The organism is Nonomuraea aurantiaca, from assembly GCF_020215705.1.
Classification (GTDB): domain Bacteria; phylum Actinomycetota; class Actinomycetes; order Streptosporangiales; family Streptosporangiaceae; genus Nonomuraea; species Nonomuraea aurantiaca.
In genome coordinates, this window is sequence record NZ_JAIWNB010000041.1 from 35,346 (window position 1) to 54,701 (window position 19,356).

The following is a 19,356-nucleotide window of genomic DNA, read 5'->3' on the forward strand; positions in this document are numbered from 1 at the left end:
CTTGTCGGGTGAGCGTCTTCGATGACCTCGTCGGTCAGGACCAGGCGGTGGCCGTGCTGTCCCGCGCGGTCGCGGCGGCAGGCGACGCCGTGCGGGGTGGCCGCGGCGCGGGCATGACGCATGCCTGGCTGTTCACCGGCCCGCCCGGGTCGGGCCGGGAGGAGACCGCGCGGGCGTTCGCGGCGGCGCTGCTCTGCCCGGACGGCGGTTGCGGTCACTGCGACCAGTGCCACCAGGTGCTGATCGGCTCACACCCCGACCTCGAGGCGGTACGCCCCCAGGGCCTGTCCTACAGCGTCAAGCAGACGCGCGAGCTCATCCTGAGGGCGGCGGGCGCGCCCACGCAGGGCCGCTGGCGGGTCATCCTGTTCGAGGACGCCGATCGGGCCACAGAGTCGGCGGCGAACGCCCTGCTCAAGGCCATTGAGGAGCCGCCTCCCCGTACGGTCTGGCTGCTCTGCGCGCCCGCCGCCGACGACATGATGATCACTATCCGGTCGCGCTGCCGGGTGATCACCCTGGCCACTCCCGCCACGGAGGCGGTCGCCCACGTACTGGCCACCCGCGACAGCGTGCCCTGGGAGACCGCACGCTTCGCCGCCCGCGCCTCTCAGGGGCACATCAGCCGGGCGCGGGCGCTGGCCCTGGACGAGAACGTACGTCGGCGCCGGGAGGCCGTCCTGGCCATCCCTCGCTCGCTGTCGGGGGTCGGCGAGTGTGTCTCGGCCGCCGAGCGCCTGGTCAAAACGGCCGAAGAAGAGGCCGCGGCGGCGACGGCCGCGCTCAACGAGACCGAGACCACCGAGCTGCGCAAGATCTACGGCGAGGGGTCCACGGGCAAGGGCCTCAACCGTGGGCTGGTGCGGGGCGGCGCGGGGGCGTTGAAGGAGCTGGAGGACCGGCAGAAGTCGCGCGCCACGCGCATCAAACGCGACTCGCTCGACGCGGCGCTGCTGGAGCTGGTGTCGTTCTATCGGGACGTCCTGGCCATGCAGTTCGCGGCCGGGGTGGAGCTGGCCAACGACGACATCCGCTTCGACCTGGATCAGCTGGCCAAGGTGTCGACGCCTGAGGAGACGTTGCGGCGGATCGACGCGATCATGCGGTGCCGCGAACGCCTCGACGCCAATGTCAACCCGCAGATCGCGGTCGAGGCGATGATGCTCTCCCTCCGGTCCGCCGCGTAGCGGTCTGTCGGTTTGGTCCGTCGTATGGCGGGCGGTCGTCTTGGTCCGTCGTATGGCGTTCTGTCGGCTTGGTCCGCCGTATGACGGCCGGTCGGCTCGGGCAAGCGGACATCGAAGCAGGCGGCCAAGAAGACGCACGTCACGGCGCCCAGCCCGGTGAACCGCAGGAGCGTTTCCCTGGACGGGGGCCGGCCCCGTACGGAGGGTGGGGCCCACCGGGCCTGCCGTAAAGGCGCTCGATAAAAGCATGTGACAGGAGCAGCAGATGGGGTTGCTGGGCGTCTCTGTTATGTGAAAGTCGAGCAGCTGTCCCCTGGAGGGGCTCTGATACGGAAACGCGTCGATGTCGCGGCGGTCTTCGCCGAGCATCATGTGGGTCTCGTCCGGCTGGCGCTGGTCATGGTCGGTGATCAGGCGACCGCCGAAGACGTCGTCCAGGAGGCGTTCACCCGGACCCACGCAGGCCGGGGGAGGTTGCGAGATCCGGACAAGGCGCTGGCCTATGTGCGATCGGCGGTGTTCAACGGCTGCCGGTCGGTGATGCGGAGGCGGGCGACGGTCTTCCGCCGCGCCGTGCCGTACGAACCGCCTGTCTGGTCAGCGGAGAGCGCGGCCCTGGTGAGCGAGGAGCGTCGCGAGGTGCTGCGCGCTCTGCTAGGCCTGCCGAGCCGGCAGCGGGAGGCGCTGACGCTGCGCTACTACCTCGACCTTTCCGACCAGGAGATCGCCGAGACCATGGGGATCAGCGGGAGCACCGCCAGGTCCACGATCGCGCGAGGGCTGGCCGCCCTCGGCCGCGCACTTGGGGAGGATTCATGAACAGCCCGATGGAAGACCGCCTGCGCGAGGCGCTGGCCGAGGCGGGGGCGACCGTTGACCCCAGCACGCTGAGCCCTCTACACGCGTCGGGGCGGCCTCGGGTGCGCGTCGATTTCCGGTTGCTGGCAGCGGCGGGGGCGGTGGTGCTCGCGGGGGCCGTGACCGCCGCCGTGCTCATCTCTCCCGGTGACGAACAGCGGGCGGCGGTGGCCAACCCGCCTGCCGACCAGAAAGGCGAGACGGAGCTGTTCGTCTTCCTGTGCGCGAAATACCCAACGAAAAGCCCGGACTGCCCTGGGGGCAGCCCCACCGGGCAGCAGACCCGGGCGATCCAGCAGGCTCTGCAGGCGGTACCAGGGGTGTCGCAGGTGCTTTACGAGAATTCGGCGGGAGCCTATTTGAGGTTCCGCCGAGACTACGCCGGCAACAAGACGCTGCTCGGCGCGGTCGCCGTAGCCGACCTGCCGACCTCGTTCCACGTCCAGCTGAGGGCGGGAGCCGATGTGAATGCGCTGCAGGCCAAGTTGAAGTCCATTCGAGGCGTGTCCGGCACCTCTGAGCCGAAGACGGACAACCTGTCCGCGTCAGAGCAGGGGAACAACAACGCAGATATCTCAGTCTTTCTCTGCGCGAAAGGGTCGGCCGCAGCATCGTGCGGAGCCGTTGCCGCGCCCGGCTCGACGAAAGATGCCCCCAAGTTCACCGAATCCGGCAAGGCCATCACGCTCGCGCAGCAGAGTGACCTCGCCAGGGAGATCGCGAAGACACCCGGCGTCCAGTCGGTACGCTTCGAGAGCCAGCAGGAGGCCTACGAGAATTTCAAGCGCGCCTACGCGAGTAACAAGGCCATCCTTAAGGCCACCAAGCCATCGGACATGCCGAAGTCGTTCCGCCTTCAGCTGCGCCCGGATGCCGACTCGGGCGAGGTGATCGCTCAGCTGCAACACCTACCCGGCGTCGCGTCGGTCATCAACAGCAAGTGCGTGACTGAGCGGCTCACCCTTTATCAGCGCTATGGCATCTCGCTGCCTGAGAGCAAGGTCTGCGCCTCCTAGCCGGGGTAGAGACTCTCACGCTGCGCGCGCCGACACACGTAATGTGGCAACCGAAGGCCGTAAGAACCCCCGAGGCCGTCAGGAGGCGAGCACGAGCCCATGGGAATGATCATGGCCGTGAGCTTCACCCGCTACGGGCGGCTCTACTACCTCGACCCCGGTGGCCACACTCCCAAGGTGGGCGACAAGGTGCTGGTCCCGACCGACTCGGGTCCTGAGGTGGCGGAGTGCGTGTGGGCGCCGCAATATTCGAGTGAAGACATCGACGGAATGCCGGTGTGTGCGGGCATAGCGGGAGAGGAACACCTCTCCCGCGACGAGACCAACAAACGCCGCAGGGCCGAGGCCCGCAGCGTGTCCAAGCGGTTGATCAAACGGCACGAGCTGCCGATGAAGGTGGTGGGAATCGACTACCTCGACCAGGACAACGTCTATACGGTCTACTTCTCCGCCCCGCATCGGGTCGACTTCCGCGCGCTGGTCCGAGACCTGGCCCGCAACCTGCGGGCCCGGGTGGAGCTGCGGCAGATCGGCCCGCGTGACGAGGCGCGGTTACAGGGCGGCATCGGCCCATGCGGTCGCGACCTGTGCTGCGCCACGTTCCTCAAGGACTTCGAGCCGGTCTCCGTACGCATGGCCAAGGACCAGGACCTCCCGGTCAACCCCTTGCGCATCGCTGGGGCGTGCGGGCGGCTGATGTGCTGTCTCAAGTACGAGCATCCGCTCTACGTCGAGACCCGCAACCGGATGCCGCGTACGGGCAGCCGGGTGAGCACCCCGCAGGGGGAGGGAAGCGTCCTGGGACATAACGTTCCGGCGGACACGGTGACGGTGCGTCTGGACGATGGTGGCCGGCGCTGTGCGTGCCCTTCCGCGTCGGTCTGCTCGCCGCGGCAGCAGCACGACAAGATGTACGGCGAGGAGGGCGGCACGTCGTCTCCTGGCGGATAGCGGTGGGTGGCGAGCGGGTGTGACGCGGGGAAGTTCACGGGTGGTACTCGTGAACTTCGCGTCCGCGGCGCCTGGCCCGGATGTGGTACGCGGGCTGGCCTGGCCCATATGCGGGGCCGGGACCTGGCCAGTGTGCCGCAGGGGCCTGGCCCACATGCGACGGGACTGACCCGAATGCGGCGCGGCGCCTGGATGGCGAGCCGCGCGGAGCGTTGGCCGTGTTGGCCTGTTGGTCGAGTTGGCCAGGTTGGCCGAGTTGAGCGGGTTCATCGGTTCGTCGCGCGGGCTGATGCCATCCACAGGCGGGAGGGAGACGGGACGCGCGTAAGATGCGGAGCGTGTGGTTTCGGACACTGAACGTCGTCGCCGCGACTGTGTTGTTCGCCTCCGCCTGTGCTGGGACAGAGGCACCGGCGGACGGCCTGAGCTGGTCCGACTGTGGTGACGGGTTCGACTGCGCGAAGCTGTCGGTGCCCCTCGACTACGGTCAGCCGAACGGCGAGCGCATCAAGATCAGTGTGGTCCGGCTGCCGGCCACCGGCGACCGAATCGGGTCTCTGGTGGTCAACCCGGGCGGTCCTGGAAGTTCCGGGGTCACGTATGCGCGAGCCGCTCGATCGATCGTGAGCGATGAAGTGCGTGAACGGTTCGACGTCGTAGGGTTCGATCCACGCGGTGTGGGTGAGTCGGCGCCCGTCGAGTGTCTGAGTGACTCGCGGCTCGACGCGTTCATAGCCTTGGACACCACCCCCGACACGCCGCAGGAACGGGCCGCGCTCGAGCAGGGCTCGCGCGAGTTCGCGAAGGGCTGCCAGTCCGGTTCAGGCCGTCTGCTGCCACACGTAGGCACCGTTGATGCCGCGCGGGACATGGACAGGCTGCGCCAGGCACTCGGCGACCAGAAACTCACCTATCTCGGCAAGTCCTACGGCACCTTCCTGGGCGCTGTTTATGCGGATATGTTCCCCAGCAAGGTCCGAGCCCTCGTACTCGACGGCGCTCTCGACCCGGCCATCTCCCGGCTGAAGCTCAACGCCGACCAGGCCATGGGCTTCGAACGCGCTCTCCGCGCCTACCTGGAGTCCTGCCTGGCCGAGGGCGACTGCCCGTTCCGCAGCCATACCGTCGACGGAGCCCTGGCCGAGGTGACCGAGCTGCTGCACCGTACAGACGCCCGTCCCCTGCCGGCCGACGGGCGGCAGGCCGGCGAGTCGCTCGCCACCCTCGGCGCCCTGACGCCGCTCTACGACCGCGGCTCCTGGCCTGAACTAACCGAAACGTTCCGCCAGGCCCTGAACGGCGACGGCAGATTGCTCCTCCGCAACGCCGACCAACTCATCGACAGACGCGCCAACGGCGCCTACTCCAACCAGACTGAAGCCAACATGGCCATCAATTGCGTAGACGGCGGCTATCCCAAGGACGTCTCCGCTTACGCGGCCGCGGCGACGGAAGCGGAACGCCAGGCACCCAGGTTCGGCGCCTACCTCATGTGGAGCTCACTCCCCTGCGCCTTCTGGCCCGCCAAACCGACACTCACCAACCGCCCACTCACCGCCAAAGGCGCCGCCCCGATCCTGGTCATCGGCACCGAACGCGACCCGGCCACTCCGTACGGGTGGGCCCAGGCCCTGGCGAGCGAGCTGGACTCGGGGGTGTTCCTCGGCTACGACGGTGACGGTCACACGGCGTACTTCAACGGCTCGACATGCGTGGACGACGCGGTGGACCACTACCTGCTGGCGGGCACCCCACCACAGGACGGAACAGTCTGTCCGGGCATCGGCTGATCGGGGGAGCAAGAACCCCTTGGGCTCCTGTAGACTCGTTCACGCTGTACGGCACGCCGCCTTAGCTCAGTCGGCCAGAGCACTTCACTCGTAATGAAGGGGTCTCGGGTTCGAATCCCGAAGGCGGCTCCACGTCAGAAGCCCCCCGCGTGATTTCGGGGGGCTTCTGAGTGTCTAAGCTTCCCGATCTCATGTCTTGAAGATCCGATCCATGGCCACTGCGCCCTCCTGGAGTACGGGGCGGATCTGCTTCCTGTAGACCAGTTCGGTCACAGCCGTGCTGCTATGGCCGATCAACTTGGAGATCTTGTCCAGTAAGATGCCCTGATCTGAGAGCAGGGACACGAAGCCCCCGGTGTTGCAGCAGGTTTTGGCCCTGGCAGGTCGCCCGGAAGGGGCAGCCCGCCAGGCTCGCGTCATCTCCTCCATCGCCGTCGACGCCGGGTCGCGGCTGGAGTCCTCGACCGTCTCCTGGCTCGAACTCGCCCTCGACACCCCGGCCGGAGAGTCGATTCCGCCGTTCTGGGCCGTGGTGCTGGCGATGGAGCATCTGTCCGGCCCCGACATCGGCGACGAACCCCGCGACCCAGCCGTCGTTCTGCCGGCCGTGTGGTTCCAGACGTCCGGCAGCGAGGAACCCCGCCAGCGCTGGCACCTCGACATGTGGGTGGATCCTGCGCAGGTTTAGCCACGCATAGACGCGGCGCTCGCCGCCGGCGGCACGCTGGTCAGCGACGCGGAGGCGCCGAGTCTCTAGGTGCTCGCCGACCCGGAAGGCAACCGGGCCTGTCTGTGTACATGGCAGTCTCGTGGCTGATAGCTGTTTGCGGCCTCGCCGCAGAACAAGGGCGTCATCTGGTCGGTCGTATCCGGCTCTGCACTGTAGCTCTCCGCCGGTCGCGGCTCGTCACGCTCGCGTCCCGCGGCAACAGATGCGCAACGCTCATAAGAAGCTCAATGTACGGCTTGCGCGGATTCCAAATACTCTATCCGGACCACGCGCTGCCATCATTTTCGGGCGCACCAATCCTGGATTATTTGCGAATAATGCTGGGGCGGCCCCATGTCGAAGTCGGCGCCCAGCGGAGGGCGACTGCCCAGATGCGTACGCCACTGCACCGAATGGCCGTGAGAACAAGTCTTACACGCTGTTGAAAGGCCGTGTTAGCGTTCGCCCTTCGAATTCCCTTCAAGAATGTGGAGGCGAAATGGTGGATCCATCTTCATGGTTGGCAGCCGGGCGGACAAGGCGATTAACTCTGCTGGCCATGGCGGCTCTGCTGCCATTGACGGCGTTCAACCTGGCGAGCGCCCCCGCCGCAGCGTCCCCTGCTCCGTCCGAAACCGTGATGCCGGCCGCAGCGCCACATCCGAGTATCCACCGTCCAACGCTGGAACGATTAAAGCGGGAAGCAACACGTAAGGGGGACGCTGACTGTGACCGCGTTCTGCCTTCCAGGTCTATGGCGTGCAAGAGGTACAGCCGTCGGCGCGACAAGGGGCACCGATGGCAGAGTGAAGGACTTCGAACCCGCGCAGAAAGACAGCCCCGAACGATTGGTGAGCGCCAATGACTGCGAACGCAAATGAACCGCGCGGATCTCGAACGGCAGCACTGCGGCATGCAGTTGACGTGCTGCGACTATGCCTGCTCGGCCGACCCCGTAAGGGCGTCCTCGGCTACGCACCCAGCGGAACAGGGCGAGGTGGTCTGGCCCTGTATGCGTCCAGATGGAAGTCGCTGCTGCGGGCCGTCGCCGAAATCTGGCGTCCCCGTATCGACACGGCGCCGGCGGCGGATCAATGGGTGTTGAGCAGGGAAGCCGATGGTTGGGTGCTCCGGCCGGAAGGGGAGATCGGCCCTGCCGTGTACTTCACCACGGACATCCCCACTGATGATCAGAACGCGGCATTCGACTGGGCCGGTCGAGTAACGCCTGACGTCGCGCAAAAGGCGATCCACTATGTGGGGCCGCCGCCGTTTTGAAGGCCTCACTCTCGCTCGTCCCCTCCAGGTGGCGGCGTTCAACGAAGCGCTCGTGTAGGAGCCGGGTCGGTCGTGGGCCAGGGGTGGGCGTTCATGGCGTCGATGCGAGGGTCTTCGCGCTTGGCTGGTCAGTGCGCCGCGGCCAGGTGTTCGAGGCTTGCGCTGAGCTGGTCGAGAGTCGTGCGGTCTCCGGGCTGACAATCTGCGGGTAGCCATTTTCGTGGCGATCGGTGGTCCGTGCCAGCGGCTCGCGAGGACGGCCGGGTTCGGCTGGACTGCCCCTGCTCGCTTTCAGCTATCGACGGGCGGATCCGTCCCTTCAGAATGCGGTGTCGAAGGCTGAGGTCAGGGCCTGGCGCATGAGGGTGGGGAGGTCCTGTCGGCCGTTGCCTTCGGCCCAGTGGATAAGCGCGACATGGATGACCGCCAGGCATGCGGCGGTCGTGCTGCGGACCCGGAATTCCAGGTCAGGGTCGGTGGTGCCGGCGCAGAGTGCGTCGACGACGGCGATCTCCGTGGCGTACTGGCTGTCCAGATGGCGGGCCTGCAGGGCGGGTGTGGAGATCATCAGGTTGAGGCGGGCGAGCAGGAGGTCGCGGTCGGAGGTGACGGCCGTGGCGGCGGTCTGCACCAGTGCCCGGCCGATCCGCTGGCGCAGGGGCTCCTCCTGCGGTTGGGCCGCCAGTGCCGCCGCGGTGTCCCGGTCGAACTCGTCGTAGAGGACCAGGTCCTCTTTGGTGGGGAAGTGCCGGTACAAGGTCATCGCGGATACCCCGGCCGCCTGCGCGACGTCGTTGATCGTGGTCGCGTCGTAGCCCTGTGTCATGAACAGGCGTACTGCGTGCGCCTGGAGCGTGCGCCGGGTCTCTGCCCGGCGCCGCTCACGCAGGCTTGCCGTCTCCCCTATCACCTGATAGAACCTACCATGCTGATAGTTACTAACAAGTTTGCGGGGTACGCAATGCGACATCTGGCAGAGAAGACGGCACTGGTGACCGGGGCCTCGCGCGGTATCGGGCGGGCGGTCGCCGAACGTCTCGCCGCCGACGGGGCTCTCGTCGCCGTCCACTACGGGAAGGACGTGGCAGCGGCACAGGAGACGGTCGGGCGGATCGAGCGGGTCGGCGGGCGGGCGTTTCCGATCGGCGCGGACCTGGAGGACGCGGGGGCCGTCGGCTCATTGTTCGCCGAACTGGAGGCTGGGCTGGGCGGACGGCGTCTGGACATCCTGGTCAACAACGCCGCGGCCGCCCCGGCCGGGCCGATCGAGACCGACACGGCCGAGCAGTTCGACCGGCTCTTCGCGGTGAACGTCAAGGCGCCGTACTTCATCATCCAGCGCGCGCTCCCGCTGCTGGCCGATGGCGGACGCGTCATCAGCCTCTCCTCGGCCGTCACCCGGATCGCCAACCCCGCGCAGACCTCCTTCGCCATGGCCAAGGGCGCGATCGAGACCATGAGCCGCACCCTCGCCCTGGCGCTGGGCGACCGCGGCATCACCGTGAACGTCGTCGCACCGGGCGCGACCATGACCGAGGCGAACACGCCGCTGTTCCCCCCTGAGGCGGCGGCGTTCCTGGCCGGGCAGGCTGCGCTGGGGCGGGTCGGCCGGGCCGAGGACGTGGCGGATGTGGTGGCCCTCCTCGCCTCCGACGATGCCCGCTGGGTGACCGGGCAGGTGCTGGACGCCAGTGGTGGGCTCCACCTCGGGGTTCGGGTAGCGCTTGCAGAGCCGGCCGTACAGGATGAGGGGTTGTCGTAGGGCGGCGCTGCCAGGACCGCCGAAGGGGCTGATTCGCGGCGGAGTCGGGGTGGCCTTGCTATTCGCAGCAGGGCGATTCGCGCCAGCCGCGCGATTCGTGCAGCGAGCTATATGAGTTGCGTACCCATAACGCCATCGCTGTACGCTCTGCCCTATCCCGCCGACCCCCAACGAACGGAAACCCCTCCGTGGCGAAGCTGAACCAGATTCTCGCCGTAGAGAAGGGTGTGAAGGCCAGCACGCAGCGTGCGGTGTCCGACGCCTATCACGCCATTCAGAAGGCGCCGCTCCTGTCGGGCCTGTCTCGCACCTACCAGCCGATCGACGACGAGGGCGAGCAGTTGCCGCCCGAGTCGACGCGCGTCCAGGTGAAGACCGAGGCGATCATCGCGGACGTCGCGAAGGCGCTGACGCGGCTGTTCGACGTGACCGCGACCAAGGACTGGACCAACGCCACCGCCAAGGCGGACGTCGTGGTCGACGGCGAGACCCTCATCTCCGGGGCGCCGGTCACGTACCTGCTGTTCCTGGAGAAGCAGCTCGTCGACCTGCACACGTTCGTGTCGAAGCTGCCCACGCTCGACCCGGCCGAGACGTGGTCGTTCGACGACAACGCCGAGACGTGGCGCACCGAACCGGTCAAGACGACCCGCACCAAGAAGGTTCCGCGTAACCACGTGCTCGCCGAGGCGACAGACAAGCACCCCGCCCAGGTGCAGGTGTTCACCGAGGACATCGTGGTCGGTTACTGGACGAAGACCGCCTTCTCCGGGGCCCTGCCGGCCAAGCGCGTGAATGAGTTGCTGTCTCGCGTGCAGAAGTTGCAGGACGCCGTCAAGTACGCCCGCGAAGAGGCCAACGCGACCGCCGTCGATGAGCAGGAGGTCGGCGACGCTGTGATCAGGTATCTGTTCGCCTGACCTGATGACTCCCCGTTGAGCGCGGGGTGCGCGTAAGCGCAAAGCTGAAGCTCAAGCTGAAGCTGACGAACGGCTCAAGTGGAGGTTCGAGTCCTCCCCGGGGTACGCGCCTCGGTAGCCCAAATGGTAGAGGCAGCCGATCAAACTCAGATTCTCGCTCTAGCCTCAGCATTGTCGTCGAGCGCCAGATCAACCGAGGATGGACTGTGATTGTTGAGATGCCGGTTCGAATCCGGCTCGGGGCTCTTCGTGCCCCGGTGGCTCAATGGCAGAGCGCACGTCAGGACTGATCCGTTCTCTTAAACGCCGCTGGCGCCAAATATGGCGGCACACATCAGGCCCCCCGGCTTGGGTAGTCCGGGGGGCCGCTGCCGTTTCCGAACACGATCGACCTAGCCGGTCGTCACGGCGCGCCTGACGCTCTCGCGGAGCAGGGCGCGACGCTGCTCGTGCAGCTCCGGCGGCTCCTCGGCCGTCGCGGCATAGACGTTGCTGACGGGCGACCATGCCATGGACATCGCGATGACCAGGGCCATCACGTCGAACGGATCACCCGGTCTTACGATGCCCGCGGCCTGCGCCTCGGCGATGGCGCGCAGCTTGTGGTCGTCGAGACGGTCGGCGTCGTCGACGAGGTGGCCGGCGGGACGTCGTTCCAGCCGTGCCCAGGTGGCCAGCCGGATGAGGTCGGGGCGGCGGAGGTATTCGTCATAGAGGCGTACGGCCCAGTCCGCGAGGTCGGTGGCGTCGATCGGGACGACGTTCACGATCCGCTCCAGCGAGTCGGCGAAGATGGCGTCGAACAGCCCTTCCTTGCTGCCGAAGTAGGCGTAGAGCTGCGCCTTGTTGGTGCGGGCGGCGGCCACGATCCGCTCGATGCGTGCCCCGGCGATCCCGTATTCGGCGAACTCCTGAGTCGCTACGTCGAGCATGCGACCGCGGGTCGCCGCGCCACGGGAGGTCAGGGGCTGATCGGCCATGCCGTCCACTCTATCAAACAGAACAGTTGGTTTGTTTTGCGGTCGGCCGAGGGCTAGTGTGCGATAGACCGAACAGTCTGTTTAAAAGGAGTCCATGTACATGAGGAGCACACTGGGATGGCAAGCGGACGGTTCCGCGACACTGCGGCAGGTGTCACTCGAGCGGCGCGATCTGCGGCCAGACGACATCGCGGTACGTGTGGACTACTGCGGTGTCTGCCACACCGATCTGCATGCTGTCCGCGCCCATCCCGGCGACGCGAGCACGCCTCTAGTGCCCGGCCACGAGTTCACGGGGGTGGTGACCGAGATCGGGCCCGAAGTCACCCGATTCACCGCCGGCGACCCGGTCGCGGTCGGAAACATCGTCGACTCGTGTGGCGTGTGCGCCATGTGCCGGGCCGGCCAGGAGAACTTCTGCCACGAGTTCCCCACCCTGACCTACGGCGGCACCGACCGCCGCGACGGGTCGACCACGTTGGGCGGCTATTCCCGCGAATACGTGGTCCGCAACCAATTCGCCTACCCCCTCCCCACCGGCCTCGACCCTGCCGCCGCGGCACCTCTGCTCTGCGCCGGGGTCACCGTCTGGGAGCCGCTGCACTCACTCGGCGTGGGGCCGGGCGCTCGCGTCGCCGTGGCGGGACTTGGCGGCCTGGGCCATCTCGCGGTCAAGCTGGCCGTGGCGCTCGGCGCCGACACCACGGTCATCAGCCGGTCGGCGGACAAAATCGACGATGCCCGTCGCCTCGGGGCCCACGACCTCATCGACTCCACGGATCCGGGGCAGATGGCCGCGGGCCGGGACCAGTTCGAGGTGGTCATCGACACCATCTCCGCTCCCCACGATCTCGGCCCGTACCTGCGGCTGGTCGCCATGGACGGGACACTCAGCCACCTCGGGCACCTCGGACCGGTCACCGTACAGACCACCGATCTGCTCGTCGGGCGTAAGAGGCTCAGCTCCGCGGGCAGCGGTGGCCGGCCCGCTACCGCCGCCATGCTGGAGTTCTGCGCCGCGCGCGGTATCACCGCCGAGATCGAGCTCCTCCCCTCGGCGCGCGTGAACGAAGCCCTCGACCGTCTTCAGCGCAACGACGTCCGCTACCGGTTCGTGCTCGACATGTCTGACTTGCCCTGAAGCCCGCGCGTAGGTCCCCGTTCGTATACCACGGAAGTTGTAGGTCGCCCGGTAGGGAGTACGGCGTCTGGACGCTCCAAGTAATACGCAGGTTTGACGCTTTTCATGGGCCTCATTCGTATGGTCAGGGGACCTAGCGGAGGAGGGAAACCATCAATGAGCACACGATTATCAGCTAGCAGAGCGGCGCGCGGGTACACGCCAAGAAGGGCGCGTGCGATCATCATGGTCGTCGTCGCTTTCGTCTCTACGGCATTCGGGTTCATGGCGCCGCCCATATCCGGTAACGGGGAGGCGCGCGCGGACACCGCGACCGCGGGCCACTTCGTTCCCATGGCTTTTACCGCCTTGCTGGACACCCGGACCGGAACCGGCGCGACGAAGGCGAAGATTCCCGCCAACGGATCGGTGACCTTTCAGGTCACCGGGCGTACGGGAATCCCCTCGGCCGGTGTCGCCGGGGCTTTCATGACCATCGAAGCGATCAATCCCGCTCAGAATGGTTCGTTCAAGGTGGGTCCGGCGGGCCAGACGCCTTCGGTGAGCGCGCTGAGCTTCAAGGCCGGCCAGAGCGCCTCCAACACCGGCATGATCGAGGTGAACGCGCAGGGAAAGGTGACGGTCACCAATGCCAGCGCCGGCGCCGTCGACGCCACGGTCTCCACCAGTGGCTTCTACCTGGGGGACAACGGCTCGGTATCGGGGAGTACCTACAGTCCCGTGCCTGCTGACCACTACCTCTACGACACCATCCGCGGCGACAACTGGGGCTTGCCGGGGAACAAGCTGGGCGCGAACAGCTCAGCCGCCTTCGGTGTCAACGGTCACGCGGGCGTTCCCGCCAGTGGAGCCACCGCGGTCGCCCTGAACATCACCGTGCAGGACCAGACCGCGGGCGGTTGGGTGTCCATCTATCCGGTTCTGTCGCTGGACCCCAACGTCAGCGCACTCGACTACACGGCCGCGAGTGGGCAGACCACCAGTTCCCAGATCGTCCCGCTGAACGCGACCGGGTTGCTGGCGTTCACCAACCACGGCAGCAGTCCGATCAACGCCTCGATCACCATCCGCGGCTACTTCACCGCCGAGGGGGACGGCGCGGACGGCCTGAACTACACGGAGATCGCACCTCAGACGATCGCCGACACCGCCAACGCGACCGCGATCCCCGCCGGGCAGTCCTTGACCTTCAACTCCTCGCAGCTCGCCGCGGCGCCTGACTCGGTCTCCGCCGCGGCGCTCACCATCACCACACGCGACGCGCAGCAGGCCGGCTGGCTGTCGGTGTATCCGGCGGACAGCAGTGACCCGAATCTGCCGAGCGTCTCCTTCCCCGCCGGCCTGGGAAATGCCAGCGGGTCGGACACCGTGGTCACCAGCGGCGACCAGAAGATCACCTTGACGAACCACAGTTCCGGCGCCGTGCACGTCCAAGTCGCGGTCAGCGGGTACTTCGTATCGGACGAGACCCCCATCGACGGCGCCCCGGCCCCGGCCGAAGACCCGACGGGCGGGAGCCCTGACACCGTTCCCGACATGCCGACCGCGGTGCCGACTGATGATTCCGACCCCGATGACGTATCCGCCGATCTGCAGTCTCCCACTGTCTCCGCGGGCATCGATGACGCCACGGCTGCCGCCTCGCCCTCGAACACGTCGGCGGCTACGAAGGCCGCGTGGACGTCATGGTGCATCTATTCGGCCTCCAGGCCGTTCATTCTCACGAAGACCTCTCACGACATCCACGCCAAAGGAAAGAAGAAGTCATGCGGAGGGAGTGCGGGTCCTCCTGACAGGTGCCACGCCGGCGTGGATCTCGAGGCCTGGAACCTGATCGGTGATCACCAGTGGCACGTCATCGCGCACAACGGTGGGAAGTGGACCAAGTGCAAGGGGCAGGTCGTGGCGACCTACAAGAACTGCCACTACCAGCCAAGATACCGAGTCTGGTACAGGACGGCGCTTTGGCTCCAGATCCAGAAGAGAGGTTTGTACGGCACACCGGGCTGGTCTTACAGCAAGACCAAGGACTTCTACTGCGACTGATGTGACCGCGCGACCTTCCTGATCCGAGGCGCCCCGCCTGACCCGGCGGGGCCGTCCTCTGCGCACTTCTGGAGGACGTCTCAATCCGGCAAGCCTTCAGTGGACTTATGGGCTGGTTTGCAGCGCACCGCCGCGGCGTCGCCGCGCAGGGTGCACCACCCGGCCGCGTACGGGAGGAGCAGCGTGTCTCCGGCCTTGACCGGGACCGGCGGGCCATGTTCGCTCGTGACGATCCCGGCGCCATCGGTGACCGCGACGATCGAGTACGCCGGCTCCAAGACGCTGACGGGATCGGGACGAAGCCTCTCGGCGGCGAAGAACTCGTCGGCGAGCTCGGCGAAGAGGCGGCGGACCCCGGGCCGGGCGTCACCCGCCGGCTGGCGGGCGCGGCGTAGCTCGTTCAGCCGTTCCGCGCCCCAGCCGCTCCTGTTGACACAGCCGAGCGCCTGGTCGTAGCCGAGCCCCAGGTGCCCGACGGCCGGGCCGTCGACGGCGAAACCCGTCCATTCGAGCAGTACGGAGAAGTCGGTCGGCTCCTGCACCTCCACCATGAGGACCCCGGCCCCGATGGCGTGTGGCAGGCCCGCCGGGCACACGATGGCGTCGCCGGCCCGCACCGGTACGCGGTTCGTGGCGTCGAGCATCTGATCGATTCGCTGGTCCGCGACCCAGCGGGCCAGCTCGTCCGGCTCGACGTCCCTGGCGAAGCCGAGATGCACCGCCGCCTCCGGCTCGGCAGAGACGATCACCCATGCCTCGGTCTTCCCGTACGGCGAGGCCAGGTGGTCGGCGGCGAATCGGCGATCGGGGTGCACGTGCAGCGGTAGCCGTTCGCCCGCGTCCAGCAGCTTCACCAGGATCGCGGGGTCGGCGCCGTGTTCCGCGACGTGTTGTTCTCCCAGCCACCACAGGGGATCGCCGGCGATCGCCTCGGCGAGTGAGCGGCCGTCGGGCAGCGTGGTCAGTCCCGCGGGCGCCGCCCCGTGCCGGCTGGTGGTCGAGGCGACCCAATCCTCCGGATAATAGGGATCATCAACGGACGGGATCCCGCGGAACCGGCTGATGCGCCCGGCACCCCGGTAGAACGAGCGCGGAGTGTTCGCGGGCAGAAGGTAGCTGGTCACGCAGGTGCTCCCGGGTCAGGCGTTCCATGATCGGCACCATTCGGTGGGTAGTTCCTTGACCACTACGTCGAGTGGCCAGGCCGGTGTGAAGGGGCGCCCATACCTCCGCGTCACCGCGTTGAGCTCCTCGAGTCGCGTCCTGGCCGCCGCGATGGCTTCCTCGCGGGCGGCGGGGTCGACGGGGCTATGGCGCGGACCACCGCGTCCTTCGCGGCGACGACATCGGCGAAGGTGACGCTCGCCGGATCGGGCGCGAGCAGTTCGGCGCCGCCGCCTGGCGGGGAACCACAGTCGGCCAGCAGCGGCGCCGTGGCCGCCGCGTCACCAAGTCGCAGTGCGGCGGGCCGGGGGCTGCTGGCTGTCATCGCTTCTCCTAAGGCACAGGAGTCTGAACACAGGGGTCCGGGGGATGACAAGAGTGCTGGTTCCTGCCGTATTCGCCTAGGCAGGCTTGCCGATATCTGCCACAGTATGCTTGTTTCTGCGCACTGGTCAACGGTGAAGTCGCAGAGATCTGTAACTAACCGCAACTAGCTGCATCGCAGGAGCGGATCATGCAGGACACGGCCCTGCCCGCGAAGCGTCGCGCCGAACTCGTGAGGCACGTCCGCGAACGCGGTCACGCCACGGTCGCCGAGCTGGCAGCACGTTTCGCCGTGTCCATGGACACCGTGCGTCGTGACCTCGACCACCTCGCGGAGCGGCAGCTGATCGCCCGCACCCACGGTGGCGCGATGCGCACGGACGAATTGGCCACGGCCGACGTCCCCTTCGACAGCCGCGCGGCCGTGCACCACCGGGCCAAGCAGGCCATCGGCATCGCTGCGGCGCAGCTCATCTCCAACGGCGAGACTCTGATCGTCAACGGCGGCACGACCACGCTTGCGGTGGTCCGGGCGCTCGCCGGCAAGCGGGACCTCACGGTGGTGACGAACAATCTGCGCCTGCCCCCCGAGATCCCGCAGGACGCCGTGCGCGACCTCTATGTCATCGGCGGCAGCTGCCGCATCTCGTCAAATGTCACCATTGGGCCGGTGACTTTCGCCGACACCGAGGGCATCAGCGCCGACACCACGGTGATCGGCGTCGGCGGCATCTCGGCCGTTGGCGGGCTGTCCACCAGCAACCTGCAAGAGGCCCAGATGATGCGCCAGATGATCGACGCAGGGACGCGGGTCGTCGTCGTGGCCGACTCGTCGAAGTTCGGCAGGAGCGCTTTCGTGCACATCTGCGGCCTCGACCGGGTATCGGTCCTGGTCACCGACGCGCCGCCGCCCGAGGACCTCGCCGTGGCATTGAAGGACGCCGACGTGGAGCTGGTCACCGTGGGATGAGGCCCCCGACGTCGGCGGCCGGTCAGTTCCCCACGCTCTGGTAGTGCCGGAGCTGGTGGCACCAGAAACGGTAGGCGAGGGTGAACAGGGCGATGCCCAGGAGCGGGCTGCCGTACGCCACGAAGGCGGGGACGTTCAGTGACGCGGCCTTGCCCAGCAGTACGCTCGCCGGTACGTACGCCACGAACGCGACCGGCAGCACGAACGTCAGTAGCCACTGCGTAACCCCGCCGAACACGCTCATCGGGTACGAGCCGAACTTGCTGAACACGTCATCCAGGAACCCGCGCAGAGCGGCGGTGTCCAGCATGCGCAGCGACAGGGTCGTAGAGCATCGCGGCCGCCAGGTCGCCGCGCATCCGCTGGCCGAGGCTCAGCTGCCGGACGGGGGTGTCCAGGAAGTCGTCGAGGCCGAGCAGGTCGCGCATGCGGCGCAGCGAGGTGGTGAAACGGTCGGCGGGTACGTCGTACAGGTCGCCGACCAGGCGTAACGACTCGATCAGCGGCAGGTCCCACCAGAGCTGGCTGCGCTGGCCGAAGACCACGCCGACGGACCTGGCGTTGGCCTTCCTGTCCCGCCACGGCACCCGTCCGGCCACCTCGACCAGGCCGCTGGTGGGGGTGAGGATGCCGGTCAGCATCTTCACGGTGGTGGACTTGCCCGCGCCGTTGGGGCCGAGGTAGCCGACGACCTCGCCTTCGGGGATTTCGAAGCTGACGTCGTCGACGGCGATCCGCTCGTCGTACTGGCGGGTGACGAGGGTCCGCAAAGCGCCCATGGGGCCGGAGAAGGTTCGAGGACGGCGGAAGATCTTCGTCAGTGACTCGACCTTGATCATGGCGACATCTTTCAGTGAAGGATGTGGCGCGGCAACTACTTTCCGGCCGAGAAACAGCTGAGGCCCCGCCAGGGGTCTGGCGGGGCCTCAGCCTTACGAGTGCGTACCGGTGTGCGTGTCGCCTCTCGGCGAAAGGCGCAACGCGGCTCCAGCCGAACGGTATTCCGCGAAGGCAATAGGTGAGGCCCGGGGACACTGGGCACACCGGCCACGAGTCATGTAACCGCGATCAGCCGCCGATTGTTCCCGGTGCCAGCAATTCGAGGGAGCGCAGCCAGGCCTTCCGGTCGGGGGCCATGGAGACGACGATCAGCTCGTCGGCCTGGGCCTGCTTGGCGAAGCGGTCGAGGTAGTCCCGCACCTCGGCGGCGGTGCCGACGCCGGAGTACTTGGCCATCTGCAGGAGCTGCTGCCCGGCCGGTGAGGCGAGGATGACGTCGGCCTCCTCCGGGGTGAACGTCTGGCCACGGCCGAGGAACCGGGTCACCCTGCTGCGCTTGGCGTCCAGGAACTGCGCCTCCGCCTCCTCCGTGGTGTCCGCCGCGACGACGTTGACCCCGGCGATGACGTACGGCTCCGCCAGCTGCCTGGACGGCTGGAACTCGCGCCGGTAGAGCGCGACGGCGTCCTCCAGCGCGGTTGGGGCGAAGTGGGAGGCGAAGGCGTACGGGAGGCCGAGCATGGCGGCGAGCTTGGCGCCGAACAGGGACGAGCCGAGGATGTAGAGCGGCACGTCAGTGCCCTTGCCGGGGGTCGCGTCGATGCCCGGGATGCGGGATTCGCCGGTCAGGTAGCCCTGGAGCTCCAGTACGTCCTGCGGGAAGTCGTCGGCGGAGGCCGGGTTGCGGCGCAGGGCGCGCATGGTCTGCTGGTCGCTGCCCGGCGCCCGGCCGAGGCCGAGGTCGATGCGTCCGGGGTGCAGGGTTTCGAGCGTGCCGAACTGTTCGGCGATGGTCAGCGGGGCGTGGTTGGGCAGCATGATGCCGCCGGCCCCGAGGCGAATTGTCTGGGTCTGTGAGGCTACGTGGGCTATGAGGACGCTGGTCGCGGATGAGGCGATGGAGGGCATGTTGTGGTGCTCCGCGTACCAGATCCGCTGGTAGCCCCACTCCTCCGCGTGCTGGGCCATGGTCACGCTGGCGCGGAAGCTGTCGCCAGCCGTCTCTCCGTCGCCGATATGTGCAAGGTCAAGGATGGAGAGCGGGAAAGCCATGAAAGGTGCAACCGCGGACGGGTCGGGGATATTTCGGCGACCGAACAGTTACCTCGGCGGCCAGTATTCCTCCCCCCGTAGCTAGTATTCTGCGCCGGAAAAGCGGCGGATAAATTTGTATTCTGATGGATATGGCGCATTCTGGACCGCCGGCGGCGGAGATCCATCTGACCGAAGCCGAACGAGCTCGGCTGATTGGCATGTCGGC

At 67.5% G+C, this 19,356-nt stretch carries 19 protein-coding genes and 2 tRNA genes; 14 read left to right on the plus strand and 7 right to left on the minus strand.

Going from position 1 to position 19,356, the window contains the following annotated elements:
• Window positions 1–8 precede the first annotated feature (8 nt).
• The 8 genes from LDL49_RS50690 (at window position 9) to LDL49_RS50725 (ending at window position 7,789) form a co-directional block, all read left to right on the plus strand.
• Window positions 9–1,187, plus strand: a complete 1,179-nt coding sequence (locus LDL49_RS50690) for a DNA polymerase III subunit delta' (protein WP_225302139.1) — start codon at window positions 9–11, stop codon at window positions 1,185–1,187.
• Between the two features lie 291 nt (window positions 1,188–1,478).
• On the plus strand, window positions 1,479–2,006 hold the full coding sequence (locus LDL49_RS50695) for a SigE family RNA polymerase sigma factor (protein WP_225302140.1): 528 nt from the start codon (window positions 1,479–1,481) through the stop codon (window positions 2,004–2,006).
• Window positions 2,003–3,061 (plus strand): permease-like cell division protein FtsX, encoded by a 1,059-nt coding sequence (locus LDL49_RS50700; RefSeq protein ID WP_225302141.1) that lies wholly within the window; start codon window positions 2,003–2,005, stop codon window positions 3,059–3,061. Before LDL49_RS50695 ends, LDL49_RS50700 begins: the two co-directional genes overlap by 4 nt.
• Window positions 3,062–3,160: 99 nt before the next feature.
• Window positions 3,161–4,012 carry a PSP1 domain-containing protein gene (locus LDL49_RS50705; RefSeq protein ID WP_372470704.1) on the plus strand — a complete coding sequence of 284 codons (852 nt, stop codon included), beginning with the start codon at window positions 3,161–3,163 and terminating at the stop codon, window positions 4,010–4,012.
• A gap of 329 nt (window positions 4,013–4,341) precedes the next feature.
• Entirely contained in the window at window positions 4,342–5,802 is a 1,461-nt protein-coding gene (locus LDL49_RS50710) for an alpha/beta hydrolase (protein WP_225302142.1), read from the plus strand.
• 55 nt (window positions 5,803–5,857) lie between these two features.
• A tRNA-Thr gene (locus LDL49_RS50715) sits at window positions 5,858–5,934 on the plus strand.
• 223 nt (window positions 5,935–6,157) lie between these two features.
• Window positions 6,158–6,490, plus strand: a complete 333-nt coding sequence (locus tag LDL49_RS50720) for a hypothetical protein (protein ID WP_225302143.1) — start codon at window positions 6,158–6,160, stop codon at window positions 6,488–6,490.
• Between the two features lie 882 nt (window positions 6,491–7,372).
• A complete protein-coding gene (locus LDL49_RS50725; protein WP_225302144.1) occupies window positions 7,373–7,789 on the plus strand; it encodes a hypothetical protein in 417 nt (138 codons plus the stop codon).
• Window positions 7,790–8,108: 319 nt separating this feature from the next.
• Here LDL49_RS50725 and LDL49_RS50730 read toward each other — a convergent pair whose 3' ends face one another.
• Window positions 8,109–8,699, minus strand: a complete 591-nt coding sequence (locus LDL49_RS50730) for a TetR/AcrR family transcriptional regulator (RefSeq protein ID WP_225302145.1) — start codon at window positions 8,697–8,699, stop codon at window positions 8,109–8,111.
• A gap of 51 nt (window positions 8,700–8,750) precedes the next feature.
• Here LDL49_RS50730 and LDL49_RS50735 point away from each other — a divergent pair, with 51 nt between their 5' ends.
• The 3 genes from LDL49_RS50735 (at window position 8,751) to LDL49_RS50745 (ending at window position 10,716) form a co-directional block, all read left to right on the plus strand.
• Entirely contained in the window at window positions 8,751–9,551 is an 801-nt protein-coding gene (locus LDL49_RS50735; protein ID WP_225302146.1) for an SDR family oxidoreductase, read from the plus strand.
• 188 nt (window positions 9,552–9,739) lie between these two features.
• Window positions 9,740–10,471, plus strand: coding sequence for a DUF7873 family protein (locus LDL49_RS50740; RefSeq protein ID WP_225302147.1), 732 nt, complete (start codon window positions 9,740–9,742; stop codon window positions 10,469–10,471).
• A 108-nt stretch (window positions 10,472–10,579) separates the two neighbouring features.
• Window positions 10,580–10,716: transfer RNA gene (locus tag LDL49_RS50745), tRNA-OTHER, on the plus strand.
• A gap of 147 nt (window positions 10,717–10,863) precedes the next feature.
• Here LDL49_RS50745 and LDL49_RS50750 read toward each other — a convergent pair.
• Complete coding sequence (locus LDL49_RS50750) at window positions 10,864–11,451, minus strand: TetR/AcrR family transcriptional regulator (RefSeq protein ID WP_225302148.1); 588 nt, start codon at window positions 11,449–11,451, stop codon at window positions 10,864–10,866.
• Between the two features lie 100 nt (window positions 11,452–11,551).
• On the opposite strand from LDL49_RS50750, the gene LDL49_RS50755 reads away from it, so the two are divergent.
• Together LDL49_RS50755 and LDL49_RS50760 are read left to right on the plus strand one after the other, a co-directional pair.
• Window positions 11,552–12,592 carry an NAD(P)-dependent alcohol dehydrogenase gene (locus LDL49_RS50755; protein ID WP_225302149.1) on the plus strand — a complete coding sequence of 347 codons (1,041 nt, stop codon included), beginning with the start codon at window positions 11,552–11,554 and terminating at the stop codon, window positions 12,590–12,592.
• Between the two features lie 225 nt (window positions 12,593–12,817).
• Window positions 12,818–14,638, plus strand: a complete 1,821-nt coding sequence (locus LDL49_RS50760) for a hypothetical protein (protein WP_225302150.1) — start codon at window positions 12,818–12,820, stop codon at window positions 14,636–14,638.
• An 80-nt stretch (window positions 14,639–14,718) separates the two neighbouring features.
• Here LDL49_RS50760 and LDL49_RS50765 read toward each other — a convergent pair whose 3' ends face one another.
• Together LDL49_RS50765 and LDL49_RS50770 are read right to left on the minus strand one after the other, a co-directional pair.
• Window positions 14,719–15,762, minus strand: coding sequence for a class I mannose-6-phosphate isomerase (locus LDL49_RS50765; protein WP_225302151.1), 1,044 nt, complete (start codon window positions 15,760–15,762; stop codon window positions 14,719–14,721).
• Between the two features lie 110 nt (window positions 15,763–15,872).
• Window positions 15,873–16,127 carry a hypothetical protein gene (locus tag LDL49_RS50770; protein WP_225302152.1) on the minus strand — a complete coding sequence of 85 codons (255 nt, stop codon included), beginning with the start codon at window positions 16,125–16,127 and terminating at the stop codon, window positions 15,873–15,875.
• 189 nt (window positions 16,128–16,316) lie between these two features.
• Here LDL49_RS50770 and LDL49_RS50775 point away from each other — a divergent pair, with 189 nt between their 5' ends.
• Entirely contained in the window at window positions 16,317–17,096 is a 780-nt protein-coding gene (locus LDL49_RS50775; protein WP_225302153.1) for a DeoR/GlpR family DNA-binding transcription regulator, read from the plus strand.
• Window positions 17,097–17,118: 22 nt separating this feature from the next.
• On the opposite strand, the gene LDL49_RS50780 is transcribed toward LDL49_RS50775, so the two are convergent.
• The 3 genes from LDL49_RS50780 to LDL49_RS50790 form a co-directional block, all read right to left on the minus strand.
• Window positions 17,119–17,406 (minus strand): ABC-2 family transporter protein, encoded by a 288-nt coding sequence (locus tag LDL49_RS50780; protein WP_225302154.1) that lies wholly within the window; start codon window positions 17,404–17,406, stop codon window positions 17,119–17,121.
• Window positions 17,369–17,935, minus strand: a complete 567-nt coding sequence (locus LDL49_RS50785; RefSeq protein WP_308016294.1) for an ATP-binding cassette domain-containing protein — start codon at window positions 17,933–17,935, stop codon at window positions 17,369–17,371. The genes LDL49_RS50780 and LDL49_RS50785 overlap by 38 nt, the downstream gene beginning before the upstream one ends.
• A gap of 229 nt (window positions 17,936–18,164) precedes the next feature.
• Window positions 18,165–19,148: an LLM class flavin-dependent oxidoreductase gene (locus LDL49_RS50790; RefSeq protein WP_225302155.1), complete on the minus strand. Its 984-nt coding sequence runs from the start codon at window positions 19,146–19,148 to the stop codon at window positions 18,165–18,167.
• Between the last annotated feature and the right edge of the window lie 208 nt (window positions 19,149–19,356).

Excerpts from the sequence above, each read along its gene's own strand:
- LDL49_RS50780 (WP_225302154.1), bottom strand. The coding sequence starts at position 17,406 with ATGCTGGACACCGCCGCTCTGCGCGGGTTCCTGGATGACGTGTTCAGC.
- LDL49_RS50705 (WP_372470704.1), top strand. The coding sequence starts at position 3,161 with ATGGGAATGATCATGGCCGTGAGCTTCACCCGCTACGGGCGGCTCTAC.
- LDL49_RS50775 (WP_225302153.1), top strand. The coding sequence starts at position 16,317 with ATGCAGGACACGGCCCTGCCCGCGAAGCGTCGCGCCGAACTCGTGAGG.
- LDL49_RS50710 (WP_225302142.1), top strand. The coding sequence starts at position 4,342 with ATGCGGAGCGTGTGGTTTCGGACACTGAACGTCGTCGCCGCGACTGTG.
- LDL49_RS50785 (WP_308016294.1), bottom strand. The coding sequence starts at position 17,935 with ATGATCAAGGTCGAGTCACTGACGAAGATCTTCCGCCGTCCTCGAACC.
- LDL49_RS50725 (WP_225302144.1), top strand. The coding sequence starts at position 7,373 with ATGACTGCGAACGCAAATGAACCGCGCGGATCTCGAACGGCAGCACTG.
- LDL49_RS50735 (WP_225302146.1), top strand. The coding sequence starts at position 8,751 with ATGCGACATCTGGCAGAGAAGACGGCACTGGTGACCGGGGCCTCGCGC.
- LDL49_RS50790 (WP_225302155.1), bottom strand. The coding sequence starts at position 19,148 with ATGGCTTTCCCGCTCTCCATCCTTGACCTTGCACATATCGGCGACGGA.
- LDL49_RS50755 (WP_225302149.1), top strand. The coding sequence starts at position 11,552 with ATGAGGAGCACACTGGGATGGCAAGCGGACGGTTCCGCGACACTGCGG.
- LDL49_RS50760 (WP_225302150.1), top strand. The coding sequence starts at position 12,818 with ATGGTCGTCGTCGCTTTCGTCTCTACGGCATTCGGGTTCATGGCGCCG.
- LDL49_RS50750 (WP_225302148.1), bottom strand. The coding sequence starts at position 11,451 with ATGGCCGATCAGCCCCTGACCTCCCGTGGCGCGGCGACCCGCGGTCGC.
- LDL49_RS50700 (WP_225302141.1), top strand. The coding sequence starts at position 2,003 with ATGAACAGCCCGATGGAAGACCGCCTGCGCGAGGCGCTGGCCGAGGCG.
- LDL49_RS50770 (WP_225302152.1), bottom strand. The coding sequence starts at position 16,127 with ATGACAGCCAGCAGCCCCCGGCCCGCCGCACTGCGACTTGGTGACGCG.